Source organism: Novosphingobium sp. TH158 (assembly GCF_002855555.1).
Classification (GTDB): domain Bacteria; phylum Pseudomonadota; class Alphaproteobacteria; order Sphingomonadales; family Sphingomonadaceae; genus Novosphingobium.
Genome location: NZ_PKRT01000001.1, coordinates 438,051 through 461,329 on the forward strand (window position 1 = coordinate 438,051; position 23,279 = coordinate 461,329).

A 23,279-nucleotide genomic window follows, 5' to 3' on the forward strand; every position below is an offset into this window, starting at 1 on the left:
CCGCAGCCTCTAGCCCTTGATGCGTCCGATGGACAGGGGCAAGCTTTGCGCGAGATGGGGAGGAATCATGCGAGCCAGCCTGGATAGCCGGAGCCGCGCCATCATGCTGGCGAGCATTGCCGCAGCACTCGCATTCTATGTCCTGCGCATGCCTGAGCCAATGGCGGTCTGGCTGATCGCCTTGAAAGGCGCAGGCGTGGCCTTGCTCGCGGTGCTGGCATGGATTGCGGGATCGGGACGCGAAGGCAGGTTGCTTGCAGCGATCATGGCGCTGGGGGCGCTGGGGGATGTGCTGATCGAGTTGAGCCTGGTCGCCGGCGCGGCAGCTTTCCTGGTCGGACACTTGGTGGCCATTGCACTTTACCTGCGAAACCGCAGGCCGTCGCTCTCGCCCAGCCAGAAGCTGCTGGCGCTGGCGATCCTTCTTGCGGTCCCTGCAATCGGATGGAGTCTGCCGGCAGACCGGACGATGGCGCCGCTTGTCCTGCTTTATGCCGTCGCTCTGGCGGCCATGGCAGCGGCGGCATGGACCAGCCGCTTTTCCCGCTATTCAGTCGGGATCGGCGCCGTGCTCTTCGTCCTTTCGGATCTGCTGATCTTCGCGCGCGGCGGTCCGCTGGCGCAGAGCATGCTGCCGCACTTGCTGATCTGGCCGCTCTATTATGCCGGGCAGCTGCTTATCTGCCTTGGCGTGCTTAGCCGTGCTGGCCGGAGGTCGGCAGGATAATCTCGCCATCTTCGGCCCGGCGCAGCGGTCCATGCGCGCGGGCTGCGCCGATCGGCAGTTCGCCGTAGATGTGCGGGAACAGCTGGCCGCCGCGCGATTCTTCCCACCGGACGCAATCGCCCAGTGCCTCAAGGTCGACAGCGACAAGGTGCAGGTCCGTCTGCCCGGCGAAGTGCTTGTCTACCGTACCTGCGAGCTGCTCTTCGGTCGACAAGTGGATGTAGCCGTCGGCAAGGTCCACCGGCGCGCCCTTGAACACGCCGGTTTCCAGCAATTCCGCCATCTGCGGTGCGGTCAGCACCTTGTAGGCGGTCTTCGGGTGGCCGATCATTCTTCCGGCGTTTCTACGGGACCTTCCGGAGCGGCCTCGGCATTGCCTTCATCGTCCCCGCCGGCATCGGCAAGCCGCACGGCGCTGACCACATGTTCCTGGTCGGCAACGTTGAACAGCCGCACACCGGCCGAACCACGGCCGATGACACGCAGGGATTCGAGCGGAAGGCGGATCAGCTTGGCCTGGTCGGTCACCAGCATGAGCTGATCGGCCTGTGCCGCCGGGAAGCTGGCGACAACCGGGCCGTTGCGGGCAATGTTGTCGATATTGGTGATGCCCTGGCCGCCGCGACCGGTCCGGCGGTATTCGTAGGCCGAGGAAAGCTTGCCATAGCCGTTGGCGCAGACCGTAAGGATGAACTGCTCGCGGGCCTGCATTTCGGCATAGCGTTCCGGGCTAAGGGCCGGTTCGCCTTCCTTCTCGCCCTTCCAGGGGGCGAACTTGACGTATTCCTCGCGTTCTTCGCCGGTCGTGCCGACGCGATGGAGGATCGAAAGGCTGATCACCTCGTCGCCTTCCGCCAGCTTCATGGCGCGTACGCCGGTAGAGGCTCGGCTCTGGAATTCGCGGATGTCGTCGGCGGCGAAGCGGATTGCCTTGCCGCTCCGGCTGGCGAGCAGCACGTCGTCATCGGCAGTGAGCAACTCGACACCGATCAGCTTGTCATCGGCGTCGTCGCCTTCGAACTTCATGGCGATCTTGCCGTTCGACGGCACGTTGGCAAATGCGTCCATGGAATTGCGGCGCGCATAGCCCTTGGCCGTCGCGAAGACGACGCTGAGCCCGCCCCATTCGGCCTCGTCCTCGGGCAGGGGCAGCACGGTTTGGATCGTCTCGTCCTTGTCCAGCGCCGGCAGAAGGTTGACGATGGGCCGCCCGCGCGTGGCCGGCCCGCCTTCGGGCAGGCGCCATACCTTCAGGCGATAGACCTTTCCGGCGGTGGAGAAGAACAGCACCGGGTTGTGGGTTGAGGTGACGAACATGGTCTGGACCACGTCCTCGTCCTTCGTCGCCATTCCGGCGCGACCCTTGCCGCCCCGGTTCTGCGCGCGGAAGGTATCGAGCGGGGTGCGCTTGATATAGCCGTCCATGGTCACGGTGACGACCATGTCCTCGCGCTCGATAAGGTCCTCGTCCTCGATACCGTCGGCAGCGGCCGTGATCTGCGAGAGGCGCGGCGTGGCATAGGTCTCGCGGATCTGCACCAGTTCGTCGCGCATTACGCCGTAAAGCTTCACGCGATCAGCCAGGATCGAAAGGTATTCCTCGATGGCGGCAGCCAGTTCCTTCAGCTCGTCACCGATCTCGTCCCGGCCCAGGGCCGTCAGGCGGTGAAGCCGCAGGTCGAGGATTGCCTTCACCTGGACTTCCGACAGGCGGTAGGTTCCGCCGGTCTGCTCGGCATCGGGTTCGATCGCCTCGACCAGGCGGATGTACTGGGCAATGTCGCCAATCGGCCATTCGCGCGAGAGCAGGGCAGCGCGGGCGGCGGCCGGGTTCGACGAACCACGGATGATCTTCACCACCTCGTCGAGGTTCGTCACCGCGACGACGAGGCCAAGCAGGATGTGGGCCCGATCACGCGCTTTGTTCAGTTCGAACTTGGTGCGGCGGGTAATCACTTCCTCGCGGAAGGTGACGAAGGCGGAGATGATGTCGCGCAGCGTCATCACTTCCGGACGTCCGCCGCGGATCGCCAGCATATTGGCCGGGAACGAGCTTTGCGCCGGGGTGTTGCGCCAAATCTGGTTGAGCACGACTTCCGGCGTAGCATCGCGCTTCAGGTCGACGACCACGCGAACGCCCTCGCGGTTCGATTCGTCGCGGATGTCGGAAATGCCTTCGATCCGCTTGTCCTTGGCGGCTTCGGCGATCTTTTCGACAAGGTTCGACTTGCCGACCTGGTAGGGGATCGAGGTGAGGACAATCGAGCGGCGGTCGCCCCGGCCTTCCTCGATCTCGTGCCGGCAGCGCATGATGATGGAACCGCGCCCGGTAAGATAGGCAGAGCGGGCACCGGCCTGGCCAAGGATCAGCGGCGCGGTCGGGAAATCGGGGGCCGGGATGATCTGGAACAGTTCCTCGGTCGTGATCGCCGGGTTTTCCATGTAGGCCAGGCAGCCGTCGATCACTTCGCCCAGGTTGTGCGGCGGGATGTTCGTCGCCATGCCCACGGCGATACCGCCAGCGCCGTTGACGAGCAGGTTGGGGAACCGCGCGGGAAGGACCTGCGGCTCCTGGCGGGAGCCGTCGTAGTTGTCCTGGAAGTTGACCGTGTCCTTGTCGAGATCGTCGAGCAGGGCATTGGCCACCCGGGCAAGGCGCGCTTCGGTATAACGCATCGATGCCGGCGGATCGGGATCCATCGAGCCGAAGTTGCCTTGGCCGTCAATCAGCGACAGTCGCATCGACCAGTCCTGCGTCATGCGCGCCAAAGCGTCATAGATCGCGGCATCGCCGTGCGGGTGATAGTTACCCATCACGTCACCGACGATCTTGGCCGATTTGCGATAGGGCCGGCCAGCAACCATGCCGCCTTCCTGGGCGGCAAAAAGGATGCGGCGGTGGACCGGCTTCAACCCGTCGCGAACATCGGGCAGGGCGCGCGCCACGATCACGCTCATCGCGTAATCGAGGTAGCTGGACTTCATTTCATCGACGATGTCGACTCGCGGAAAGTCACCTGCCGGCTGAAGGGTCTCGGGGGTATCGGTTTCGTCGCTCACAGTCGCCGGATTCTTATGTCTGTTGCTGGTCGAAAGCTCCTAGGCCAAAGCACCGGAAAGGGCCAGCGCGAGAGGGGGTGCAGGGGGCTTGCGGGGCTCTTTTTCCACACTTTGCAGGCCGGACAGCCGTCCGGCCATTCAATTGCCGTTCACGCCGCCAATTCTAGGTGCGCGGCATTGCAAAAGACGGAATTCCCCGCCAATGCGGGGAGGGAAGTCTTGGAGCCTGCCAGCACGGCTGCTGGCCGGCCATTTTGAGGAGTTGATTGCCCATGTTCGCCAAGTTCCGGCACTCCGGCCTGCTCTCGCGCGGCGCCATTGCCCTGGCTCTTGCCGCTGCCACGGCCGGCGCTGCCCTCCCGGCACACGCCGCCAAGAAGGAAAAGGAAGCAGCCGCTCCCGCAGGTCCGAAGCTTTTGATGTCGAAGCCGTACATGGCCAAGGCGCAGGAACTGAACAAGGCGCTTGAAGCCGCACGCACCAAGCCGGAATTCACCGCTGCCCGCCAGAAGCTCGTCGCTGCATTCAACGCCGTCGGTGCCGCGCGCGGTGAAAAGGCGCGCAAGGCTGCCGTTGAGCAGCGTGACGCCGTTGTTACGGAACTGAAGGGTGTGCTCGCCGCAGAGATCGCCCAGTTCGATGCGGTCAGGGCTCTGGAAGCAAGCCCGGACGACAAGTACGTCAGCGGCCAGTTCTACGTCCAGCTGGGCAAGTGGGTCTATGACCTGAACTGGCTCCGAATGGGCTATGAAGCGCAGATCAACAGCGGCAAGGCGCTGGCCGCCGACCTGCCGACCTTCGAATTCGAAGCGGCGAACGCCTGCTATGACATTCCCGACTGGCCCTGCGCGCAAAAGCACTATGCCAACGCCATCGCGCTGGGCAAGCGCGACGGGAACGTCGAGTTGCTGCATGCGGACACCTATTTCCGCCAGAACCAGTTCGCCGAAGGCACGGACATGGTGCTCAAGGCGGTTGCCAGCCGCAAGGCAGCCAACCTGCCGATCGGCCCGGAATGGTACGCCCAGGGCCTCAACCCGGTGTTCCGCGCAAAGATGCTGCCGCAGGCCACCGCGCTGAGCGCCGGCCTTGTCAGCGACTTCCCCAGCGCAACCAACTGGAGCAGCGCCATCCGCGTGCAGCGCTATCTCGGCGGCCTGCAGGGCCAGGACATGATGGACCTGCTGCGCCTGCTCAAGCGCACCGGCGCGTTCGAAGACGGCAACGAATACGTCGAATTCGTCGAACTGGGAGACAAGCTGCGCTATCCGCCGGAAGTGCTCGAGGTGCTCGATCTCGGCTCCAAGGCCGGCAAGCTGAATGTCGAAAGCGACATCTCGCTCAAGGAAATCAAGGCTTCGGCGGTCCTGCACGACAAGGAAGACCGCGCCGGAATTGCGGGCATGGAAACCCGTGCCAAGAGCGCGACTGCCACGCCCGCAGCGGTCAATGCCGCGGCCGACGTCATGCTGACCTACGGGCAGGCAGCAAAGGCGGAAGAGCTGTACAACCTCGCGCTCGCCAAGCCGGGCCTCGACAGGGATCGCATCCTGACCCGGCTTGGCATCGCGCAGATCGATCAGGGCAAGTTCGCCGAGGCGCAGGCGACCTTCGCCAAGGTCGGCGGCGTTCGCACCAACCTTGCCAAGCTGTGGTCGATCTATGCGGCCCAGAAGGCCAAGGGCGGCTAAGGCAGGCCCACAGGAAATCAGGCAAGGGCGGCGGGCAACTGCCGCCCTTTCCTTTTGCGGTCAGTCCACCGGGTGGAAGTGACCGTCCGAATCGTCGAGGACGTGAAGGACGCCGTCCGAGATGGCGAAAAACGCACCGCGAAGCCGAAGTTCGCCGCTTGCCTCCTTGCGGCGGATGCAGGGGAAGGTGCGCAGGTTGTGAAGCGATACCTTCACCCCGGCCTTTTCCATCTCCCGCTCGGCCTCGCGTCCTTGCGTACCGAACTGTGCGGCAACATGTTCGCGCGCATCGTCAAGCAGGGCGATCCAGTCGGCGATGAAGCCACCTTCGCCAGGCTCGGTCCCGTGCAGTTCCTGTGTCAGCGCCGCCTTGCAGCCACCGCACATGCCGTGGCCCATGACCACGATTTCCTTCACTTTCAGCACCTGGACGGCAAATTCCAGCGCGGCGGATACGCCGTGATGGCCGGGTGCCGTCTCGAACGGGGGGACCATCGCGGCGACGTTGCGCACCACGAAGACCTCGCCCGGATCGACGTCGAAGATTTGAGCCGGATCGACGCGGCTGTCAGAGCAGGCGATGACCATGATCTCGGGGCTCTGCCCTTCACGCAGGTCAGCCCAGCGTTCGCGGTTCGGGGTCCAGCCATGTTCGCGGAACCGGCGGTATCCGGCGAGCAGGCGTTCGAGTTGGGGGGAGTGTGCATCGGCCATGCGAACTCCCATGGGCAAGGCGATTGCCTCTGGCAAGGGGGCTGAATGCGGCCTATGGGCGCGTTATGAACGATCTGTCTTCCGCCTCGACCGCCGTTGTTGCCCGGGAAGGCGCTCCCGAGCGTCAGCGCAAGCCCGACTGGATCCGCGTCAAGGCACCGACCAGCCGCGAATATGCCGCCACCCGCGACCTGATGCGCGGGCTGTCGCTGAACACCGTGTGCGAGGAAGCGGCTTGCCCGAACATCGGCGAGTGCTGGAGCAAGAAGCACGCCACCGTCATGATCCTGGGCGATGTTTGCACGCGCGCCTGCGCCTTCTGCAACGTCAAGACTGGCCTGCCGCGCAAGGTCGATCCGCTGGAGCCCGAACACGTGGCCGAAGCGGCGGCCAAGATGGGGCTTGAGCACATCGTCATCACCTCGGTCGACCGCGACGATCTCGCCGATGGCGGGGCCGGGCAGTTCGTCAAGGTGATCGAGGCCCTGCGCCGCACGACTCCGAAGACGACGATCGAAATCCTCACCCCCGATTTCCGCGGCAAGATGCGCGAAGCGGTGGAGGCCATCGTCGCGGCCGGGCCCGACGTGTACAACCACAACCTTGAAACCGTGCCGCGTCTCTATCCCACCATTCGCCCGGGCGCGCGCTATTACGCATCGCTGCGGCTGCTTGAGGAAGTGAAGCGCCACGATCCGATGGTCTTCACCAAGAGCGGCATCATGCTCGGGCTTGGCGAGGAGCGGCTCGAAGTCCACCAGGTGATGGACGACATGCGCAGCGCCGGGATCGATTTCCTGACCATGGGCCAGTACCTGCGTCCGACCCCCAAGCATGCGGAAGTGAAGGAATTCGTCACACCGCAGGCGTTCAATGCCTATGGCGCGATCGCCCGGGCCAAGGGGTTCCTCCAGGTCGCCGCAACGCCGCTGACGCGTTCGTCGTACCACGCCGGCGACGATTTCAAGCAGATGCGCGCCGCGCGTGAGGCGAAGCTGGCGAAGGAAGCGGCGAAGGCCTGATGCCCGGTATTGCGGAAACCCGCCGCCTGCCGTTCTCTGCGGCGCAGATGTTCGACCTGGTGGCCGATGTCGGCCGCTATGGCGAGTTCCTGCCCTGGGTAGTGGCAACGCGCGTACGTTCCGACAGCGAGGACGAGATGATCGCCGACATGCTGGTCGGCTTTTCCGCCATTCGCGAAAAGTTCGCCTCGCGCGTCATCAAGCGGCGGCCGCATTCGATCGAGGTTATCTACCTCGATGGGCCGCTCAAGGACCTCGATAACAAGTGGCAGTTCCGTGACCTGCCGGAAGGCGGGTGCGAGGTGGATTTTTCCGTGCAGTTCAGCTTTCGTAGCGCCCTATTCGAAAAGCTGGCCGGTCAATATTTCGACAAGGCTTTCCGCAAGATGGTAGCCGCTTTTGAGAAGCGAGCTGAGGAACTTTACGGCAGCAGCAGCTCAAGCGCCACCAGCGCTGCCTGAAGCCTGACGTCAGCCCGGGTGCCGGGTTCGAAGTGCTTTTCCTCCGAATCCGAATCCTCCACGCCGCGCAGGGCCTTGGCGAAAACCACCGTGCCCACCGGCTTTTCGCGGCTGCCACCGTCAGGTCCGGCGATGCCGCTGATCGCAACCGCCACGTCGGCACGGCTGTGCTTGAGCGCGCCGTGCGCCATGGCCCAGACACAGGCAATCGAAACGGCCCCGAAGGTGTCGATGATGTCGGGTGAAACGCCCAGAAGTTCCTGCTTGGCCTCGTTCGAATAGGTCACGAACCCGCGGTCCAGAACGGCGGAGGAACCCGCGATCTCGGTCAAGGCTGCCGCGACGAGGCCGCCGGTGCAGCTTTCCGCCACCGCAACCTTGCGGCCGGCAGCGGCGTTTTCCTCAACCACGCGGCGGGCAAGGGTGGTGAGTTCAGGGGGGAGCAGGGATTCGGGCATCTTTGTTCAGGCCTTGCAAATGGCGATCTTGCCGATGCGCGGGTTCTGGCCCTGCGCCATGATGCCCAGCGAAAGGGCAATCAGCTCGGCGGTATTCTCGGGCGGCAGGGGCGAAAGCAGCCACAGCGCGCGATCGATGGGTTTGCAGCGATCGACCGGGATATGTTCCACCATCAGGCTCGTCACTAGCGTATCGACCACCGGTTGCACCGTGGCGTCAGGCAGGTTCTTTACCGCATCGACCATCTGGTTGCCCGCACCGACGCGAAGCAGCGCCGCCTTGGCTTCCGGCCACGCCACGCCTTTGCGTGCTGCATACTTCTCGGCCAGCTTCGTACCTTCGCGCGAAAGGTAGGAATCGCTGCCCAGCGCCTTGCCGCAGCGCTGCGTCGTGCCGGCAATCATGCTCGGCATGGCATAGGTAGCAACAGCCGTCGCCTCGCGCGGTGTCAGGCAGGTCGTATCGGCTGCCAGCGCGACTTGCGACATGGAGAGGGAGCAGAGGGCGGCAATCGAAGCAATGGCGCGCATGGCACTCGCTTTCCGTGTCAGTTGCGGACCAGCAGGGCAACGGCCTGGGCAGCAATGCCTTCGCGCCGGCCGGTGCTGCCGAGTCCTTCCGTGGTCGTCGCCTTGACGCTGACGGTGCCAATGTCAACGCCCATGATCTCTGCCAGCCGCGCGCGCATGGCCTCGCGGTGCGGCCCTATTTTCGGCGCTTCGCAGATTATGGTCAGGTCGACGTTGCCGATGCTCCATCCCGCCTCTGCCGCGCGCTGCACGGCATGGGCGAGGAACCGGTCCGAGCTGGCACCCTTCCACTGCGGATCACTAGGCGGGAAGTGCCTCCCGATATCGCCATCTCCCGCCGCGCCGAGGATCGCATCGACGAGCGCATGGATCGCCACGTCCGCATCGCTATGCCCCGCCAGGCCGTGGCTGTGGTCGATCCGTGCTCCGCACAGCCAAAGGTCTTCGCCCTCGACCAGCCGGTGGACGTCATAGCCCGACCCGACGCGGAAGGCTGTAGGAGCCTGCGCAAAATCGCCGGGCGTGGTCAGCTTCTTCAGCACTTCGTCTCCTTCGACCAGGGCCACGCCTATGCCCGCCGCCTGCGCGACTTGCGCATCGTCGCCGGCCAATGGTTCGCCGCTCCACGCGCGATGGGCGGCCAGGATCTCGGGATACCGGAATGCCTGCGGGGTCTGTACGCGGCGCAGCTCTTCCCGGCGCGCGGGCCTCCCCATCATCGCACCTTCGGTCTGGGTCAGCGAGTCGATCACGGGCAGGACGGGAATCGCCGCATCATGGCGGGCGAGGGCATCGAGCAGCCGTTCGAGCACAGCGACCGGAACGTCGGGCCGGGCAGCGTCATGGATCAGCACCGCACTCGGCGCATCGGCCTCAAGGCTTTCCAGAGCGGCGCGGACCGACGCCTGTCGCGTCGCTCCGCCGGTTACCAGCCGCGCGCCGGGAATGCCTGCCAGCGCAGCCTCTGCAATGGCTTCCGCACCTTCGGGAACGGCAACCACGATCGGGGAAATGCCTTCTGCGGCGAATCGTTCCGCCGCATGGCGGAGAAGGGGCTTGCCGCGCCAGGGGGCAAACTGCTTCGGCACAGGCTGGCCAGCGCGCAGCCCGGCTCCGGCAGCAACGATCACGGCAGCTAGGCCGGGCAGCGATTGGGCAATGCGCTCCATGTTCCTGTCGCGGGTAATACCTTGCGGTTCGCGGGGCAATCCACTAAGCGCTGCCCAAATTTTAGGCACAGATCATGAGCTCCGTTCCCGTCCCTCCCCAGTTGAAGCCGATCGCCGTCGGACCGGTCGCGATCGATTGTCCGGTGATCCTCGCCCCGATGACAGGCGTCAGCGATTTGCCGTTCCGCCGGATGGTGCGCCGTTTCGGGTCCGGGCTGAACGTGACAGAGATGATCGCAAGCCCGGCGGCTATCCGCGAAACGCGCCAGTCGCTGCAAAAGGCGATGTGGGATCCGGCCGAGGACCCGGTTTCCATGCAGCTTGTCGGCTGCGAGCCCGCACAGATGGCCGAGGCGGCGAAGCTGGTGGAGGATCGCGGTGCCGCGATTATCGACATCAACATGGGCTGCCCGGTTCGCAAGGTGGTCAACGGCGACGCGGGATCGGCGCTGATGCGCGACGTGCCATTGGCGACCAGGCTGATCGAGGCCACGGTGAAGGCTGTGAAGGTGCCGGTGACGGTGAAGATGCGGATGGGCTGGTGTCATGACAGCCTCAATGCCCCGGAACTCGCCCGCATTGCCGAAGATCTCGGCGCGAAGATGGTGACGATCCACGGCCGCACGCGAAACCAGATGTACCGGGGTGAGGCGGACTGGGGCTTCGTGCGCAGCGTGAAGGATGCGGTTTCCATCCCCGTCATCGTCAACGGTGATATCTGCACGATTGCCGACGTGGCGCAGGCGCTGGAACAGTCCGGCGCGGACGGAGTGATGGTCGGTCGCGGGGCCTATGGCAAACCGTGGCTGCTGGCGCAGATGATGCACTGGCTGCGCACCGGAAGCGCGATAGCAGAGCCTGATATCGACACCCAGTTCGAGACCATGATCGAGCATTACGAGATGATGCTGGAGCTTTACGGCCGGGACACTGGCGTCAAGATGGCACGCAAGCACCTGGGCTGGTACACGAAAGGCCTGCATGGCTCGGCAGAATTCCGAAATAAGGTCAACTTTGTCGATCAAGCTGATGAAGTTTTGAGGCTACTTCGGGAATTCTATGTGCCGTTCCTGAAGCGGCAAGCGGCCTGAGCAGGCTGGCCGTGCCGGACTTCCCCGATGCCCAGCGGCAGCTCGCCTCGATCGGGCTGGCGGTCGTTCTGCTTGGGCCCGGGCAGAAGGTGGTCCAGGCGAACCCGGCAGCCGAACAGTTCTTCGGGCAGAGTCTGCGGCGCTTGCAGGGGCATGCCTTCACCGAACTCGTCGGTTTCGCCGACCCCCGCATGATCGAACGGCTGGCAGACAGCGATGCACCGATATCAGCCTGTGATATCAGTGCGGATTTGCCCGGCATCGGTCCCAAACGGCTCGACATGACGGTTTCGCCCGTGATCGACGAGCAGGGCTGGCAGATCGTCACCCTGCAGGACGCCAGCGCCGCCGAGGCGCTCGGCGGGGATAGCGGCGCGAACGAGGAATCGGTCCTGCGGGCACCCGAAATCCTGGCGCATGAGATCAAGAACCCGCTTTCCGGCATTCGCGGTGCGGCGCAATTGCTGGCCCGCAAGCTCGATGAAAAAGACCGCGCGCTGACCGGGCTGATCGCGGACGAGGTTGATCGCATCGCGCGGCTGATCGACGAGATGCAGGCGCTTTCCAGCCGCACGGTCGCCCCCGTCGGGCCGTGCAACCTGCACGAAGCCGTCCGCCGGGCCCGCGCCGTGCTTGATGCGGCGGGGAAGGGCAAGGCGATCGAGGAAGAATTCGACCCCTCGCTGCCTCCGGTCCTGGGCAGTCGCGACGGTCTGTTGCAGGTATTGATCAACCTCCTCTCGAACGCGGTGGAAGCCTGTCAGGGCAGCCCCGGTGCGCGGGTCATCGTGCGCACGCGGTTTTCCAGCGGCATCCAGCTTTCGGCGGCCACGCCAGGCGCCAAGCCGGTACGCCTGCCCATCGAATTGCGCGTCAGCGATAACGGGCCGGGCGTCGATCCGGCGATGCGCGACCATATTTTCGAGCCCTTCGTCACCACCAAGAAGACCGGGCAGGGCCTGGGCCTCGCACTCGTGCGCAAACTGGTGCGCGACATGAACGGGCGCATCACTCACGAGCGTGACGAGTCTGGCGGATGGACCCATTTCCGCCTGCACCTGCCGCTGGCAACCGCAGAAGGAAAATCCCCGCGATGAGCGTCCTCCTTGTCGAAGACGACATGTCGATCGCAATCGTCATTACCGCGGCGCTGGAGGCCGAGGGTTTCAGCGTGGTCCATTGCGATTCGATTGCTGAGCGCGACAGACTGCTGGGGCAGGGGCGTTATGCGGTTCTGGTGACCGACGTGATGCTGACCGATGGCGACGGCATGGAAGGCCTGCCGACGATCCGCGAGCATTTTCCCGACATGCCGATAATCGTGCTTTCGGCGCAGAACACGCTCGATACGGCAGTGCGGGCCAGCGATACCGGCGCTTTCGAGTATTTCCCCAAGCCGTTCGACATTGACGAGCTTGCCCGCACTGTCAGGCAGGCCGCCGGTGCCACGGGTGGAGCCGGCCTGGGTGATGACGAGCCCGCGCCGCAGGGCCTGCCGCTGGTCGGGCGTTCCGCGCCGATGCAGGCGGTCTATCGCATGATCACCCGCGTACTGCGCAACGACCTAACGGTGCTGATCCTGGGTGAATCGGGAACCGGCAAGGAGCTTGTGGCCGAGGCGATCCACCAGCTGGGCCACCGCCGGGAAGGCCCGTTCGTGGCAGTCAACACCGCCGCGATCCCGGCCGAACTGATCGAGAGCGAGCTGTTCGGTCACGAAAAGGGAGCATTCACAGGAGCCGTGGCCCGGCACATCGGCAAGTTCGAACAGGCCAACGGCGGCACCCTGTTCCTCGACGAGATCGGCGACATGCCGATGCAGGCCCAGACCCGCCTGTTGCGCGCCCTGCAATCCGGTTCGGTTCGCCGGGTCGGCGGTCGCGACGAGGTGAAGGTCGATGTCCGCATCGTTGCCGCCACGAACAAGGACCTGGAGCCGCTGATTGCTGCCGGGCAGTTCCGCGAGGACCTGTTCTACCGGCTCAACGTTGTGCCGATCCACATGCCGCCGCTGCGCGAGCGCGCCGACGATATCGAGGCTCTTGCCCGCCACTTCCTGGTGCTGGCCGCGGGAGAGGGCTTGCCGAGGCACCAGCTATCCGCCGATGGCGCAGCGTTCCTTGCCCGCCAGCCCTGGCGCGGGAACGTGCGTGAGCTGCGCAATTTCATCTACCGGGCTGCGCTGCTCGCCCGAGAAGACGTGATCGACGAAGCGGCGCTGGCGCCCTTGCTCGCCAGCCAGCCGCGCGAAGGCGCGGACGGGCAGGGGGCGGAGAACCTCGAAGAGGCAGTGGCGCGCTGGCTGGTTCGCAATGCACCCAGGCCCGGACAGGTCTATGACGAGGCCCTTGCCGCTTTCGAACGTCCGCTTTTTGCCGAGGTGCTGCGGGAAACAGGCGGCAACCAGCTGCGCGCGGCGCAGATTTTGGGCATCAATCGCAACACCTTGCGCAAGCGCATAGGCGAGTTGGGGATCGACCCGGACGCTTATGCCCGAAGGAATTGACGCGCTCGAAACAAAGGCCTTGCAATTCTGCAACAGTCACGTTGTAACCCTGCAACGATGAGTGAAATTCAGGCCCGAAAGCGCAGTGCATTGCAGCGTTTTTGGCGGCGTATGCAGGTTTCTGCCCGCCGGGCGAATTTCATTGCGACACTGGCGTTTCTCTCCGGCCTGGCCTTTGTCATCATGTCGGGCATCACCTGGTACACGGTGACCCAGCCGGACGAGAAGGGGAACCTTCTCAGCACCAATGTAACGGCCTCGCTGCTGATCGGCACACTGGTTCCGGCCATGACCCTGCTGGTCCTGCTCGGCCGTCGCCTGGCAAAGCAACGCGCGGCGGAAACGCTGGGCGGCACCGGGCGTTTGCACACGCAGCTTGTGCTGCTGTTCTCGATCATCGCGGCAATTCCGACGCTGCTGGTCGTGATCTTCGCCTCCGTCCTGTTTCAGTCGGGCGTCGAGTTCTGGTTCTCTGACAAGTCGCGCGGGCTGCTGGAGAACGCCAACAAGCTGGCGCGCGGCTATTACGAGCAGAATGTCCGTGACGTGGGCAATGAATCGATCATGATGGCCAGCGACCTGCACCAGTACCTCGGGCAGGTGCCGATCCTCAGCCCCGCCTTCCGCGAAGGCTATTCCTATCAGGTGCTCAACCGGCGGCTGAACGAAAGCGCGATCCTGCAAAAGGGGCCGGACGGCAAGCTGCTGACTGTCGCCATCGTCGATCCCGAAGGCAATGCGACGCGCGAACGGGTAAAGCCCGCCACGCTGGCTCGTCTCGAGAAAGGTGAGCCGCTGGTGGTTGAGGTCAACGCCAACCGCGTCGAGGCGGTCACGGCGATCGACCGGCAGGCTGGCATTTATCTCTATGCCGCTCGCAGCTCGGACCTGCTTGCTTTCAGCCAGGGCCAGCGAGCCGAGAATATCGTGCGCGATTACGAGCTTCTGACCGCGCGTGCCCGGCAATTGCAGCTGCGCTTCAACATCCTGCTGTTCACCTTCTCGCTCGCGATTGTCGGCTTTGCGGTGTGGATCGCCCTGCGCTTTGCGGACCGGCAGGTGAAGCCGCTTTACGATCTGGTTTCCGCTGCGCGGCAGGTTGGTGCCGGTAACTTCTCGATGCGGGTCGAAGGACGCACCGGCGCGGACGAGGTGGGCCTGCTCAACCGCGCCTTCAACCGCATGACCGCGCAGCTGGAACGTCAGACGCAGGCCCTCGTCAGCGCCAACCAGCAGTTGCATGAACGCCGCGCCTTTATCGAGGCGGTTCTGGAATCGGTTTCCGCCGGCGTCATCTCGATTGACGGTGATGGCGAGATCAAGCTGATCAACAGTCCCGCAATGCGCCTGCTGTTCGATCGATCCGAGCAGGAGCCGATTGACACCAGCCTGGCAGAAGCCGCACCGCAGCTGGCCGCGCTTGTCGAGACCGGGCGCGATCAGGCGGTGATCCAGTACGGCAAGGGCAACGAACTGCTGACCCTTGCGGTGAAGATCGCAAAGGACCGCACTGGTCACGTGATATCATTTGAAGATATCACGCGGCAGGTCCTCGACCAGAGGCAGGCGGCGTGGTCGGATGTCGCCCGTCGCATCGCGCACGAGATCAAGAACCCGCTTACCCCGATCCAGCTCGCGACTGAGCGGCTCAACCGCCGGTACAAGAAGCAGATCGAACAGGATCCGGAACTGTTCGAGGAACTGACCAGCACCATCATCCGGCAGGTGGGGGACCTGCGCAAGATGGTCGACGAGTTCTCCTCCTTCGCGCGTCTGCCTAAGCCCGTGTTCCGCAACGAAGATCCGGTCGATCTGGCCCGGCAGGCGCTGTTCCTTCAGGAAGTTGCCCGTCCGGACATCGATTTCTCGTTCAGCGCCGATGCGGCCATGCCAGATCGCGTGATGTGCGATCGCCACCAGTTCGGCCAGGCGATGACCAACGTGCTGAAGAATGCAACCGAAGCGGTGGAAGCGCGGGCGCGCAGCGCCGCGGCGGACTATCGCGGCAAGGTCTCGGTTTCGATGCGCGGGGAAGGGGAGTCCTTCGTCATCGCAATAACTGACAATGGCATCGGCCTGCCACAGGACCGCGAGCGGATCGTCGAGCCCTATGTAACCACGCGCGAGAAGGGCACGGGGCTCGGCCTCGCTATCGTCAAGAAGATCGTCGAGGAACACGGCGGCGAGATGACCTTCGCTTCGGTCGAAAGCGGGGGAACCCAGGTCACAATGCGTTTTGCGCGCGATCCGCTCTCGGGTGAGCGGGCGCCACAGGCAGCGGAATAGGTTGGAGCACAAGGAATGGCACTCGAGATTCTGATCGTCGACGATGAACGCGATATCCGCGATCTTGTCGCCGGCGTGCTCAGCGATGAGGGCTACGAATGCCGCACTGCGGGAGACAGCGCCGCAGCGCTTGCCGCCATCGACGAGCGCCGGCCGAGCCTGGTGCTGCTCGACGTCTGGCTGCACGGCAGCCCGATGGACGGGCTGGAAGTGCTCGATGCGATCAAGGCGCGCGAACCGGAACTGCCGGTGATCATCTTTTCGGGTCACGGCAATATTGATACGGCAGTCTCGGCCATCAGCCGCGGCGCGATGGATTTCATCGAAAAGCCTTTCGAGGCCGAACGACTGCTGCTGCTGGTTGGCCGGGCGACCGAGACGGAGCGGCTGCGGCGCGAAAATGCGCGGCTGCGGCAGAATACGGCGCCGGAGTTCGAATTCACCGGAAATTCCAGTGCGATCAACCAGGTGAGGGCAACTCTTAAACGGGTTGCTAACACTGGGAGCCGCCTGCTCATCACGGGGCCGGCAGGTTCCGGCAAGGAAGTCGCGGCTCGCATCCTCCATTCCTGGAGCCCGCGCGCCGGCAACGCCTTCGTCAGCGTCAATTCCGCTCGCATCACCCCTGAACGCTTCGAGCAGGAGCTTTTCGGCGAAGAGCAGGATGGCAACCTCCTTCGCCCCGGCCTTCTCGAAATGGCAGACGGCGGCACGCTCTATTTCGATGAAGTGGCCGACATGCCGCTCTCGACGCAGGCGCGCATCCTGCGGGTGCTGACCGAACAGGCTTTCGTGCGGGTTGGCGGCAACCGGCAGGTGAGGGTGGATGTGCGCGTCATCTCCTCGACCTCCAAGGATCTTGAAAAGGAGATTGCCGAGCGCCGGTTCCGCGAGGACCTGTTCTATCGGCTCAATGTCGTGCCGGTTGCAGTCCCCGCGCTTTCCGACCGGCGCGATGACATTCCGGTGCTCGTCGATCACTTCTTCGCGCGCTATGCCGCCGATCAGGGCCTTGCGCCGCCGGAAATCGCTCCGGAAGCCATGGCCGCGCTGCAAAGCTACGAGTGGCCCGGCAACGTGCGCCAGTTGCGCAATGTCGTGGAACGCACCGTGATCCTTACGCCGCGCGACAAGCTCGACCGGATCGAATCGGACATGCTGCCGCCCGAAATCCTTTCAGGCCGGATTGCCGGTGACAGCGGCATGTCGTCGCTGATGGGGGTGCCGCTGCGCGAGGCCCGTGAAAACTTCGAGCGGGAGTACCTTCGGGTCCAGATCCGGCGGTTTTCCGGGAACATCTCGAAGACCGCGACGTTCATCGGCATGGAGCGATCGGCACTTCACCGCAAGCTGAAGCTGCTGGGCATGGCAGGCAAGGAAGGCGACGAAGAGGGCGATTCCTGACACGATTTGTGTGATCGTGGATCGATTTCTTGATTTACCTCACTGACACAAGGTTGTAACTTCCTGAGACAAACGGCTGTTTTCATCCGCGCGCAAGCGGGACGGATGGCCAGATCGCGGACCGTATCAGCGGCCGCCAAGATAGAAGGAAAGACCATATGCCAACCTCAGGAAAGACCCTCTCCGCGCGTCCCCGCTCCACGCCGGAACCGAAGGAGGAGGTCGTGCCCGTATCCGGCAAGGGCAGCCCCAATCTCCAGGATCAGTTCCTCAACCTGCTGCGCCGCAACAAGACCCCGGTGACGATGTTCCTCGTCAAGGGCGTGAAGCTGCAGGGTATCGTGACCTGGTTTGACAATTTCTCGATCCTGCTGCGTCGCGACGGTGCATCCCAGCTTGTCTACAAGCACGCGATCAGCACGATCATGCCCAGCCAGCCGGTCGATGCGCGCCAGTTCACCAGCGCGGAAGGCAACAAGAAACAGCGCCTGCTGCAGGACGTGTTCCTGGCCTCGGTTCGCCAGGCAGGCGTGCAGGTCACCATGTTCCTGGTCAATGGCGTGATGCTGCAGGGTCGCGTTGCGGCCTATGACCTGTTTTGCATGCTGCTCGAACGCGAAGGCTACGTGCAGCTTGCCTACAAGCATGCTGTCTCGACCATCCAGCCGGTCACCCCGGTCGACCTGCATGGCGAGGACGACGAGGACGAAGCCTGAACCAGAATGAAGACCTTGCTGGCGAGGTAACCCGCGGTGCCCGGGCCGTGGTCGTGTGCCCGGTGATCCGGGGCAAGGGCCGCGGCGGCGAGGTCGACAGCGACAGCCGGCTCGAAGAGGCCAAGGGGCTGGCACTGGCCATCGGACTGGTCGTTGCCGAACGGCTGATCATCCCCATTCGCGATCCCAAAGCGGGCACGCTGTTCGGGGAAGGGCAGATCCAGAACATTGCCACCGCCTGCACCTTAGGCGAGGCAGAGCTGGTGGTGGTGGACGGCTCGCTCACCGCGATCCAGCAGCGCAACCTTGAGGAAAAGCTGAAGCGCAAGGTTATCGACCGGACCGGGCTGATCCTCGAAATCTTCGGCGAACGTGCCCGGACCGCCGAAGGGCGCCTTCAGGTCGAGCTTGCCCACCTTGATTACCAGGCGGGCCGGCTCGTTCGCAGCTGGACACACCTTGAGCGCCAGCGCGGCGGTTTTGGCTTCCTTGGCGGCCCAGGCGAAACTCAGATCGAGGCGGACCGCCGGATGATCCGCGATCGCATGGCGCGGCTGCGGCGCGAGCTTGAGCAGGTGCGCCGCACGCGGGGCTTGCACCGACAGCGGCGCGGCAAGGCACCTTGGCCCGTGATCGCGCTGGTGGGTTACACCAATGCCGGCAAGAGCACGCTGTTCAACCGTCTCACGGGTGCCGACGTCATGGCGGAAGACCTGCTCTTCGCCACGCTCGATCCGACCATGCGCGCGATCCGGCTGCCCGGGGTCGAAAAGGCCATCCTTTCGGATACCGTGGGCTTCATTTCCGACCTGCCGACCCAGCTTGTCGCGGCCTTCCGCGCGACGCTTGAGGAGGTGACCGCGGCCGATGTCATCGTCCACGTGCGCGATATCGCCAATCCCGACAGCGCGGCGCAAAAGGCGCAGGTTCTCGAAGTGCTCGCCGGGCTCGGGATTGTCGATGGCGAGGAAGACGGCGAAGCGCGGGTTCCTATTGTCGAAGTCTGGAACAAATGGGATCTTCTCGATCCCGCGCAAGTCGAAGATCTGGAGGAAAAGCGGCAGCGGCGCAGGGATGAGAAGATCATTATCCTGTCCGCACTTACCGGTCATAATTGCAGTGTTCTGCTAGAAGAATTGGGCGCCTTGCTGACGGGCGATGCGCGCCTTCACCTGTTCACGATTCCCGCCAGCGACGGCCAGCGGATAGCGTGGCTGCATTCGCATGGCGAAGTGGTGGGCGACGAGGATGGCGGAGAAGGGGAGGAGGGCCCCCTGAGGCGGCTCAGCGTTCGGCTGACGCCGCGTGAACTGGGGCGCTATTCACGCCTCTGAGGCCTTTGCGGCGCTCCACAAGGCTTCCTGAGCCTCGAGGTCTAGTCCAGCAAAATCAGCGCCGCTGGCTCTGGCAATCTCTTCCATCTGGCGAAAGCGGCGTTCGAACTTCGCATTGGCAGCCCGCAGGGCATCTTCGGGCGCTATGCCGAGTTTGCGGACGAGGTTTACCGCTGCGAACAGCATATCGCCGGCTTCTTCGACAATGTGGTCCGGTTCGCAAGCCTCGGCGAGCTCGGCCATTTCCTCGCGCAGCTTGTCTGCCGGTCCTTCGGCATCGGGCCAGTCGAAACCGACACGAGCTGCGCGTTTCTGCAGCTTTTCCGCGCGCATCAGCGCCGGCAGGGCGATGGCAACGCCATCGAGCGCGCTGGTGGCGCCTTTGGCGGCGCGTTCCTCGGCCTTGAGCGCTTCCCAGCGTTGTTCGCGTGACTGGCCCAGATCTGGCGCGTCACCGAACACGTGCGGATGGCGCGCTTCCATTTTCTCGCTGATGGCTGTCGCGACAGCATCGAAATCGAACAGTCCGGCTTCTTCGGCCATGCGGGCGTGGAACACGACCTGAAGCAGCAGGTCTCCAAGTTCATCCTTCAAGGCCGCCATGTCGCGCCTTAGGATCGCATCGGTAACCTCATAGGCTTCCTCGATCGTGTAGGGCGCGATCGTCTCAAATGTTTGCGCGACATCCCATTCGCATCCGGTCTGCGGATCGCGCAGCCGGGCCATGATGGAGAGAAGGCGGTTCAGAGGTTCGGACATATTGGATTGATAATATATATTATGTTAAATAGAGGCGCGGGCACAGGGTAGGTCAGGCCCCTGAACCCAGCCGGGAAACGATAAAAGTCAGGCCCGCGATAATCACCGCCCAGGCTACTGCCATCATCATCGACTTCTCGAACGGAACGCGATGGCTGCGATAAGACCGCCAGGCCAGGAATGCCGCGGCTGTCATCGCCAGCAAGGAAAACACAACCTCCGGACTGATCATGCCACGATCTCCATGCCATCGAAGCCGACCTTCACATGGTCCGGCACTTCGGCGCTCAAAGTGGCATAATCGAGCGACTTGTCGAGATGCGTCAGAACGGTTGTACCAGCACGTGTCGCTTCGGCCAGTTCGAGCGACATTCCCAGATGCGCATGCGTTGGATGCGGCTCACGGCGCAGGCAATCGACGATCAGCAGGTCGCAACCGTAAAACAGGTCGACCATATCCTTCGTAATTGCGCTGAAGTCTGTGGCGTAAACTATAGACTTTCCGTCACAATCGAAGCGGAATCCGGTCGTCTCTCCGGGCCCGTGCGGCATCTGCACCCAGCCGATGCCGATCCCTGCACAGATCCGGACGTGATCCAGCGTATCGAGCGAGATGATCGTTGGATAGCCGTGCTGCCCGGCAAAGGCATAGCCGAAGCGCTGGCGCAGGATGCGCACGTTATCGCCATTGGCATAACCGGGGATCGGTCCGGCTCGCCCGTAGCGCAGGACGCGAAGGTCATCGATGCCGTGGCAATGGTCGGCATGTTCGTGGGTCCAGAACACGCCGTCGATCCGGTCGATATCATTGGCCAGCAACTGCGACCGCAGGTCTGTCGAGGTATCGACGAGCAAGCGGGCTCCATCGTTGCTCTCGATCAGCACGGATGCCCGGCTGCGGCGGTTGCGCGGTTCCGCGGGATCGCATTCGCCCCAGTCGTTGCCGACCCGTGGCACCCCGGTGGAAGTTCCCGATCCAAGGATCAGCGCCTTCATGCGGCTGCCTTGCTGAAAAGCCTGAAGAAATTGCGCGTGGTCGCTTCGCGGAGCTGATCCTCGCTCACCCCGCGCAGCCCCGCCACAAACCACGTGGTATCGGCCACGAACGCCGGTTCGCACGTCTTTCCGCGATGCGGGACCGGCGCAAGGAAGGGCGAGTCCGTCTCGACAAGCAAGCGGTCCTCGGGAACCTCGGCGGCCACTTCCTGAAGCTCCTTCGCGTTCTTGAAAGTGACGATACCAGATAATGATATCATCAGGCCAAGATCGATCATCTGCCGCGCAAAGCCCGCAGATGCGGTGAAGCAATGGATCAGCGCCGGGAAGGCGCCCTTCTCCATTTCCTCTGCGATGATTGCGGCAGTATCCGCTTCGGCATCACGCGTGTGGACAATCAGGGGCAGCGCGGTTTCGCGCGAAACGGCGATATGGGTGCGAAACAGCGCCTGCTGCGTCGCCCGGTCGGAATGGTCGTAATAGTAATCGAGGCCCGTCTCGCCGATGGCGATCACGCGCGGATGGGCGGCAGCCTCGATCAGCGCCCCCTCACCCAGATCGGCATGGGCGTCGGCCTCGTGCGGATGGATGCCGACACTGGCCCAGACATCGTTCTCGCGCTCGGCCAGGCCGATGATATCCGCCCATTCGCGCTGACGGGTCGAGATGTTGAGGAAGCCGGTGACTCCGGCTTCGCGCGCGCGGGCGAGCACTGCCTGCTGGTCTTCGACCAGGCCCTTGTAGTTCAGGTGGCAGTGCGAATCGATCAGCATCAGGCGTCTTCGGCAGGCAGTTCGAGGCGCGGGAACACACCGACCGGCTGCGACAGCGTGAAACCGCTGGAGACGAGGCGGCCGTACCATTCAGCATCGTCATAGGCGGCGTAGTTGCGCTCATCGGCAGGCACGCCCATCTGGTCGAGCAGCCTGTCTGCTGAGGCGGGAACAAGGGCGCGAACGGCAATCGCCAGCTCCCGCACGGCGCGGAACAGTGTCAGCAGGACGACTGCCATCCGGTCCGGGTCGGTTTTCTTGAGGGTCCACGGCGCCTGCTCGTCCACGTACTGGTTGCAGGCAAAAACGGCGCGCATCCAGGCATCGGTGCCTGCGGTGAAGTCCAGCGCATCGAACGCCTGCGGAAGATCCGACTGGCAGGCATTGCGCACCGTCGCCAGCAGGGTGGCATCGGCTTCGGCCGGGGTAAAGTCCGCCAGCTTGCCGTCGAGGTTCTTGAAAATCATCGACAGCACGCGCTGCGCGAGGTTGCCGAACGAATTGGCCAGTTCCGCATTGCAGCGCGTGACGATGGCTTCGGGCGAATAGGAACCGTCCTGCCCGAAGGCGACTTCGCGCATCAGGAAATAGCGCAGGGCATCGACGCCGAAGCGCTCTGCCAGCTCCAGCGGATCGGTGACATTGCCAAGCGACTTCGATTCCTTCTGCCCGCGGTTGAGCAGGAAGCCGTGGCCGAACACCTGTTTGGGCAGCGGAAGGCCGGCGCTCATCAGGAAGGCGGGCCAGTAGATCGTGTGGAAGCGGACGATGTCCTTGCCGATCAGGTGCAGGTCTGCCGGCCACCACTTGGCCATTTCTGGCGTTTCATCGGGAAAGCCGAGGCCGGTGATGTAGTTCGTCAGGGCATCGACCCACACGTACATCACGTGGTTATCGCTGCCCGGCACCTTGACGCCCCAGTCGAAGCTGGTCCGCGACACCGAAAGATCGCGCAGGCCGCCCTCGACGAAACGTGTCACTTCATTGCGGCGGCTGTCGGGCTGGAGGAATTCCGGGTGATCGCGGTACAGCGCCAGTAGCGGTCCGGCATATTTGGAAAGGCGGAAGAACCAGCTTTCCTCAACCGTCCATTCGACCGGCGTGCCCTGCGGCGAGAGCTTCTGGCCCCCTTCCCCTGCGGTCAGTTCGCTTTCATCGTAATAGGCCTCGTCACGGATCGAATACCAGCCCTCGTAGCGATCGAGGTAGAGATCGCCCTTGGCTTCCATTCGCCGCCACAACTCCTGAACCGAGGCGTGATGACGCGGTTCCGTGGTGCGCAGGAAAACATCATACGAGACATTCAGTGCATCGCACATATCGATGAAATACTGCGACATTTCATCAGACAGTTCTTTCGGCGTCTTGCCCAGGTCCCGTGCCTTCTGGGCCATCTTCAGGCCGTGCTCGTCAGTCCCGGTCTGGAAGCGCACGTCCCTGCCCCGCAGCCGCTGGTGGCGGGCGATGACATCGGCGGCGATCGCTTCATAGGCATGGCCGATGTGCGGCTTGCCGTTAGGATAGGAAATCGCGGTGGTAATGTAGAAGGGTTCGGCCATGGCCGGTTGCGCACTTTCTCTG

The 23,279-nt window shown here is 63.8% G+C and carries 22 protein-coding genes; 11 read left to right on the plus strand and 11 right to left on the minus strand.

Going from position 1 to position 23,279, the window contains the following annotated elements; genetic code table 11:
* Window positions 1-67 precede the first annotated feature (67 nt).
* A complete protein-coding gene (locus tag C0V78_RS02280) occupies window positions 68-727 on the plus strand; it encodes a lysoplasmalogenase family protein (protein WP_101796246.1) in 660 nt (219 codons plus the stop codon).
* Here C0V78_RS02280 and C0V78_RS02285 read toward each other — a convergent pair.
* Both C0V78_RS02285 and gyrA read right to left on the minus strand, forming a co-directional pair.
* On the minus strand, window positions 696-1,058 hold the full coding sequence (locus tag C0V78_RS02285; RefSeq protein WP_101796247.1) for a DUF952 domain-containing protein: 363 nt from the start codon (window positions 1,056-1,058) through the stop codon (window positions 696-698). The genes C0V78_RS02280 and C0V78_RS02285 overlap by 32 nt on opposite strands.
* Entirely contained in the window at window positions 1,055-3,787 is a 2,733-nt protein-coding gene (gyrA, locus tag C0V78_RS02290) for a DNA gyrase subunit A (protein WP_101796248.1), read from the minus strand. Before gyrA ends, C0V78_RS02285 begins: the two co-directional genes overlap by 4 nt.
* Window positions 3,788-4,059: 272 nt before the next feature.
* Between gyrA and C0V78_RS02295 the strand changes: the two genes are divergently transcribed.
* On the plus strand, window positions 4,060-5,478 hold the full coding sequence (locus C0V78_RS02295) for a hypothetical protein (RefSeq protein WP_101796249.1): 1,419 nt from the start codon (window positions 4,060-4,062) through the stop codon (window positions 5,476-5,478).
* 60 nt (window positions 5,479-5,538) lie between these two features.
* Here the strand turns inward: C0V78_RS02295 and C0V78_RS02300 are convergent, their stop codons facing one another.
* A complete protein-coding gene (locus C0V78_RS02300; RefSeq protein WP_101796250.1) occupies window positions 5,539-6,192 on the minus strand; it encodes a carbonic anhydrase in 654 nt (217 codons plus the stop codon).
* Window positions 6,193-6,257: 65 nt separating this feature from the next.
* Here C0V78_RS02300 and lipA point away from each other — a divergent pair, with 65 nt between their 5' ends.
* The gene (lipA, locus tag C0V78_RS02305; protein WP_101796251.1) at window positions 6,258-7,214 is read left to right on the plus strand and encodes a lipoyl synthase; all 957 of its coding nucleotides are present in this window, start codon (window positions 6,258-6,260) and stop codon (window positions 7,212-7,214) included.
* Entirely contained in the window at window positions 7,214-7,675 is a 462-nt protein-coding gene (locus tag C0V78_RS02310; RefSeq protein WP_101796252.1) for a type II toxin-antitoxin system RatA family toxin, read from the plus strand. The genes lipA and C0V78_RS02310 overlap by 1 nt, the downstream gene beginning before the upstream one ends.
* On the opposite strand, the gene C0V78_RS02315 is transcribed toward C0V78_RS02310, so the two are convergent.
* Genes C0V78_RS02315 through C0V78_RS02325 form a run of 3 tightly spaced genes read right to left on the minus strand, consistent with a single transcriptional unit; the run spans window position 7,636 to window position 9,833 of the window.
* Window positions 7,636-8,133, minus strand: a complete 498-nt coding sequence (locus C0V78_RS02315; protein ID WP_101796253.1) for a CinA family protein — start codon at window positions 8,131-8,133, stop codon at window positions 7,636-7,638. The two genes, C0V78_RS02310 and C0V78_RS02315, sit on opposite strands and share 40 nt — an antisense overlap.
* A 6-nt stretch (window positions 8,134-8,139) precedes the next feature.
* A complete protein-coding gene (locus C0V78_RS02320; protein ID WP_144039820.1) occupies window positions 8,140-8,664 on the minus strand; it encodes a hypothetical protein in 525 nt (174 codons plus the stop codon).
* A 17-nt stretch (window positions 8,665-8,681) separates the two neighbouring features.
* Entirely contained in the window at window positions 8,682-9,833 is a 1,152-nt protein-coding gene (locus tag C0V78_RS02325; protein WP_101796255.1) for a bifunctional 2-C-methyl-D-erythritol 4-phosphate cytidylyltransferase/2-C-methyl-D-erythritol 2,4-cyclodiphosphate synthase, read from the minus strand.
* Between the two features lie 74 nt (window positions 9,834-9,907).
* Between C0V78_RS02325 and dusB the strand changes: the two genes are divergently transcribed.
* The 7 genes from dusB (at window position 9,908) to hflX (ending at window position 19,170) form a co-directional block, all read left to right on the plus strand.
* Window positions 9,908-10,924, plus strand: a complete 1,017-nt coding sequence (gene dusB / locus C0V78_RS02330; RefSeq protein WP_101796256.1) for a tRNA dihydrouridine synthase DusB — start codon at window positions 9,908-9,910, stop codon at window positions 10,922-10,924.
* 11 nt (window positions 10,925-10,935) lie between these two features.
* Window positions 10,936-12,021: a nitrogen regulation protein NR(II) gene (locus C0V78_RS02335; RefSeq protein ID WP_254049787.1), complete on the plus strand. Its 1,086-nt coding sequence runs from the start codon at window positions 10,936-10,938 to the stop codon at window positions 12,019-12,021.
* Window positions 12,018-13,430: a sigma-54 dependent transcriptional regulator gene (locus tag C0V78_RS02340; RefSeq protein ID WP_101796258.1), complete on the plus strand. Its 1,413-nt coding sequence runs from the start codon at window positions 12,018-12,020 to the stop codon at window positions 13,428-13,430. The genes C0V78_RS02335 and C0V78_RS02340 overlap by 4 nt, the downstream gene beginning before the upstream one ends.
* A gap of 57 nt (window positions 13,431-13,487) precedes the next feature.
* The gene (locus C0V78_RS02345; RefSeq protein ID WP_254049788.1) at window positions 13,488-15,716 is read left to right on the plus strand and encodes an ATP-binding protein; all 2,229 of its coding nucleotides are present in this window, start codon (window positions 13,488-13,490) and stop codon (window positions 15,714-15,716) included.
* Window positions 15,717-15,731: 15 nt separating this feature from the next.
* Window positions 15,732-17,120, plus strand: coding sequence for a sigma-54 dependent transcriptional regulator (locus C0V78_RS02350; RefSeq protein WP_101796260.1), 1,389 nt, complete (start codon window positions 15,732-15,734; stop codon window positions 17,118-17,120).
* A gap of 158 nt (window positions 17,121-17,278) precedes the next feature.
* Window positions 17,279-17,836, plus strand: coding sequence for an RNA chaperone Hfq (hfq, locus tag C0V78_RS02355; RefSeq protein ID WP_101796261.1), 558 nt, complete (start codon window positions 17,279-17,281; stop codon window positions 17,834-17,836).
* A gap of 47 nt (window positions 17,837-17,883) precedes the next feature.
* Window positions 17,884-19,170: a GTPase HflX gene (hflX, locus tag C0V78_RS02360; RefSeq protein WP_254049789.1), complete on the plus strand. Its 1,287-nt coding sequence runs from the start codon at window positions 17,884-17,886 to the stop codon at window positions 19,168-19,170.
* Here the strand turns inward: hflX and mazG are convergent.
* From mazG to metG, 5 genes are read right to left on the minus strand one after another with little or no spacing between them, the layout of a single operon-like run.
* A complete protein-coding gene (gene mazG / locus C0V78_RS02365) occupies window positions 19,159-19,929 on the minus strand; it encodes a nucleoside triphosphate pyrophosphohydrolase (protein ID WP_101796262.1) in 771 nt (256 codons plus the stop codon). The genes hflX and mazG overlap by 12 nt on opposite strands.
* 52 nt (window positions 19,930-19,981) lie before the next feature.
* The gene (locus C0V78_RS02370; protein ID WP_101796263.1) at window positions 19,982-20,161 is read right to left on the minus strand and encodes a hypothetical protein; all 180 of its coding nucleotides are present in this window, start codon (window positions 20,159-20,161) and stop codon (window positions 19,982-19,984) included.
* A complete protein-coding gene (locus C0V78_RS02375; RefSeq protein WP_101796264.1) occupies window positions 20,158-20,925 on the minus strand; it encodes an MBL fold metallo-hydrolase in 768 nt (255 codons plus the stop codon). Before C0V78_RS02375 ends, C0V78_RS02370 begins: the two co-directional genes overlap by 4 nt.
* Window positions 20,922-21,698: a TatD family hydrolase gene (locus C0V78_RS02380; RefSeq protein ID WP_101796265.1), complete on the minus strand. Its 777-nt coding sequence runs from the start codon at window positions 21,696-21,698 to the stop codon at window positions 20,922-20,924. Before C0V78_RS02380 ends, C0V78_RS02375 begins: the two co-directional genes overlap by 4 nt.
* Complete coding sequence (gene metG, locus C0V78_RS02385; protein WP_101796266.1) at window positions 21,698-23,257, minus strand: methionine--tRNA ligase; 1,560 nt, start codon at window positions 23,255-23,257, stop codon at window positions 21,698-21,700. The genes C0V78_RS02380 and metG overlap by 1 nt, the downstream gene beginning before the upstream one ends.
* Window positions 23,258-23,279: the final 22 nt, after the last annotated feature.

Excerpts from the sequence above, each read along its gene's own strand:
- C0V78_RS02325 (WP_101796255.1), bottom strand. The coding sequence starts at position 9,833 with ATGGAGCGCATTGCCCAATCGCTGCCCGGCCTAGCTGCCGTGATCGTT.
- dusB (WP_101796256.1), top strand. The coding sequence starts at position 9,908 with ATGAGCTCCGTTCCCGTCCCTCCCCAGTTGAAGCCGATCGCCGTCGGA.
- C0V78_RS02300 (WP_101796250.1), bottom strand. The coding sequence starts at position 6,192 with ATGGCCGATGCACACTCCCCCCAACTCGAACGCCTGCTCGCCGGATAC.
- lipA (WP_101796251.1), top strand. The coding sequence starts at position 6,258 with ATGAACGATCTGTCTTCCGCCTCGACCGCCGTTGTTGCCCGGGAAGGC.
- hfq (WP_101796261.1), top strand. The coding sequence starts at position 17,279 with ATGCCAACCTCAGGAAAGACCCTCTCCGCGCGTCCCCGCTCCACGCCG.
- C0V78_RS02345 (WP_254049788.1), top strand. The coding sequence starts at position 13,488 with ATGAGTGAAATTCAGGCCCGAAAGCGCAGTGCATTGCAGCGTTTTTGG.
- C0V78_RS02340 (WP_101796258.1), top strand. The coding sequence starts at position 12,018 with ATGAGCGTCCTCCTTGTCGAAGACGACATGTCGATCGCAATCGTCATT.
- C0V78_RS02380 (WP_101796265.1), bottom strand. The coding sequence starts at position 21,698 with ATGCTGATCGATTCGCACTGCCACCTGAACTACAAGGGCCTGGTCGAA.
- C0V78_RS02280 (WP_101796246.1), top strand. The coding sequence starts at position 68 with ATGCGAGCCAGCCTGGATAGCCGGAGCCGCGCCATCATGCTGGCGAGC.
- metG (WP_101796266.1), bottom strand. The coding sequence starts at position 23,257 with ATGGCCGAACCCTTCTACATTACCACCGCGATTTCCTATCCTAACGGC.
- C0V78_RS02375 (WP_101796264.1), bottom strand. The coding sequence starts at position 20,925 with ATGAAGGCGCTGATCCTTGGATCGGGAACTTCCACCGGGGTGCCACGG.
- mazG (WP_101796262.1), bottom strand. The coding sequence starts at position 19,929 with ATGTCCGAACCTCTGAACCGCCTTCTCTCCATCATGGCCCGGCTGCGC.
- C0V78_RS02310 (WP_101796252.1), top strand. The coding sequence starts at position 7,214 with ATGCCCGGTATTGCGGAAACCCGCCGCCTGCCGTTCTCTGCGGCGCAG.
- C0V78_RS02295 (WP_101796249.1), top strand. The coding sequence starts at position 4,060 with ATGTTCGCCAAGTTCCGGCACTCCGGCCTGCTCTCGCGCGGCGCCATT.
- C0V78_RS02285 (WP_101796247.1), bottom strand. The coding sequence starts at position 1,058 with ATGATCGGCCACCCGAAGACCGCCTACAAGGTGCTGACCGCACCGCAG.
- C0V78_RS02370 (WP_101796263.1), bottom strand. The coding sequence starts at position 20,161 with ATGATCAGTCCGGAGGTTGTGTTTTCCTTGCTGGCGATGACAGCCGCG.
- C0V78_RS02350 (WP_101796260.1), top strand. The coding sequence starts at position 15,732 with ATGGCACTCGAGATTCTGATCGTCGACGATGAACGCGATATCCGCGAT.
- C0V78_RS02315 (WP_101796253.1), bottom strand. The coding sequence starts at position 8,133 with ATGCCCGAATCCCTGCTCCCCCCTGAACTCACCACCCTTGCCCGCCGC.
- C0V78_RS02320 (WP_144039820.1), bottom strand. The coding sequence starts at position 8,664 with ATGCGCGCCATTGCTTCGATTGCCGCCCTCTGCTCCCTCTCCATGTCG.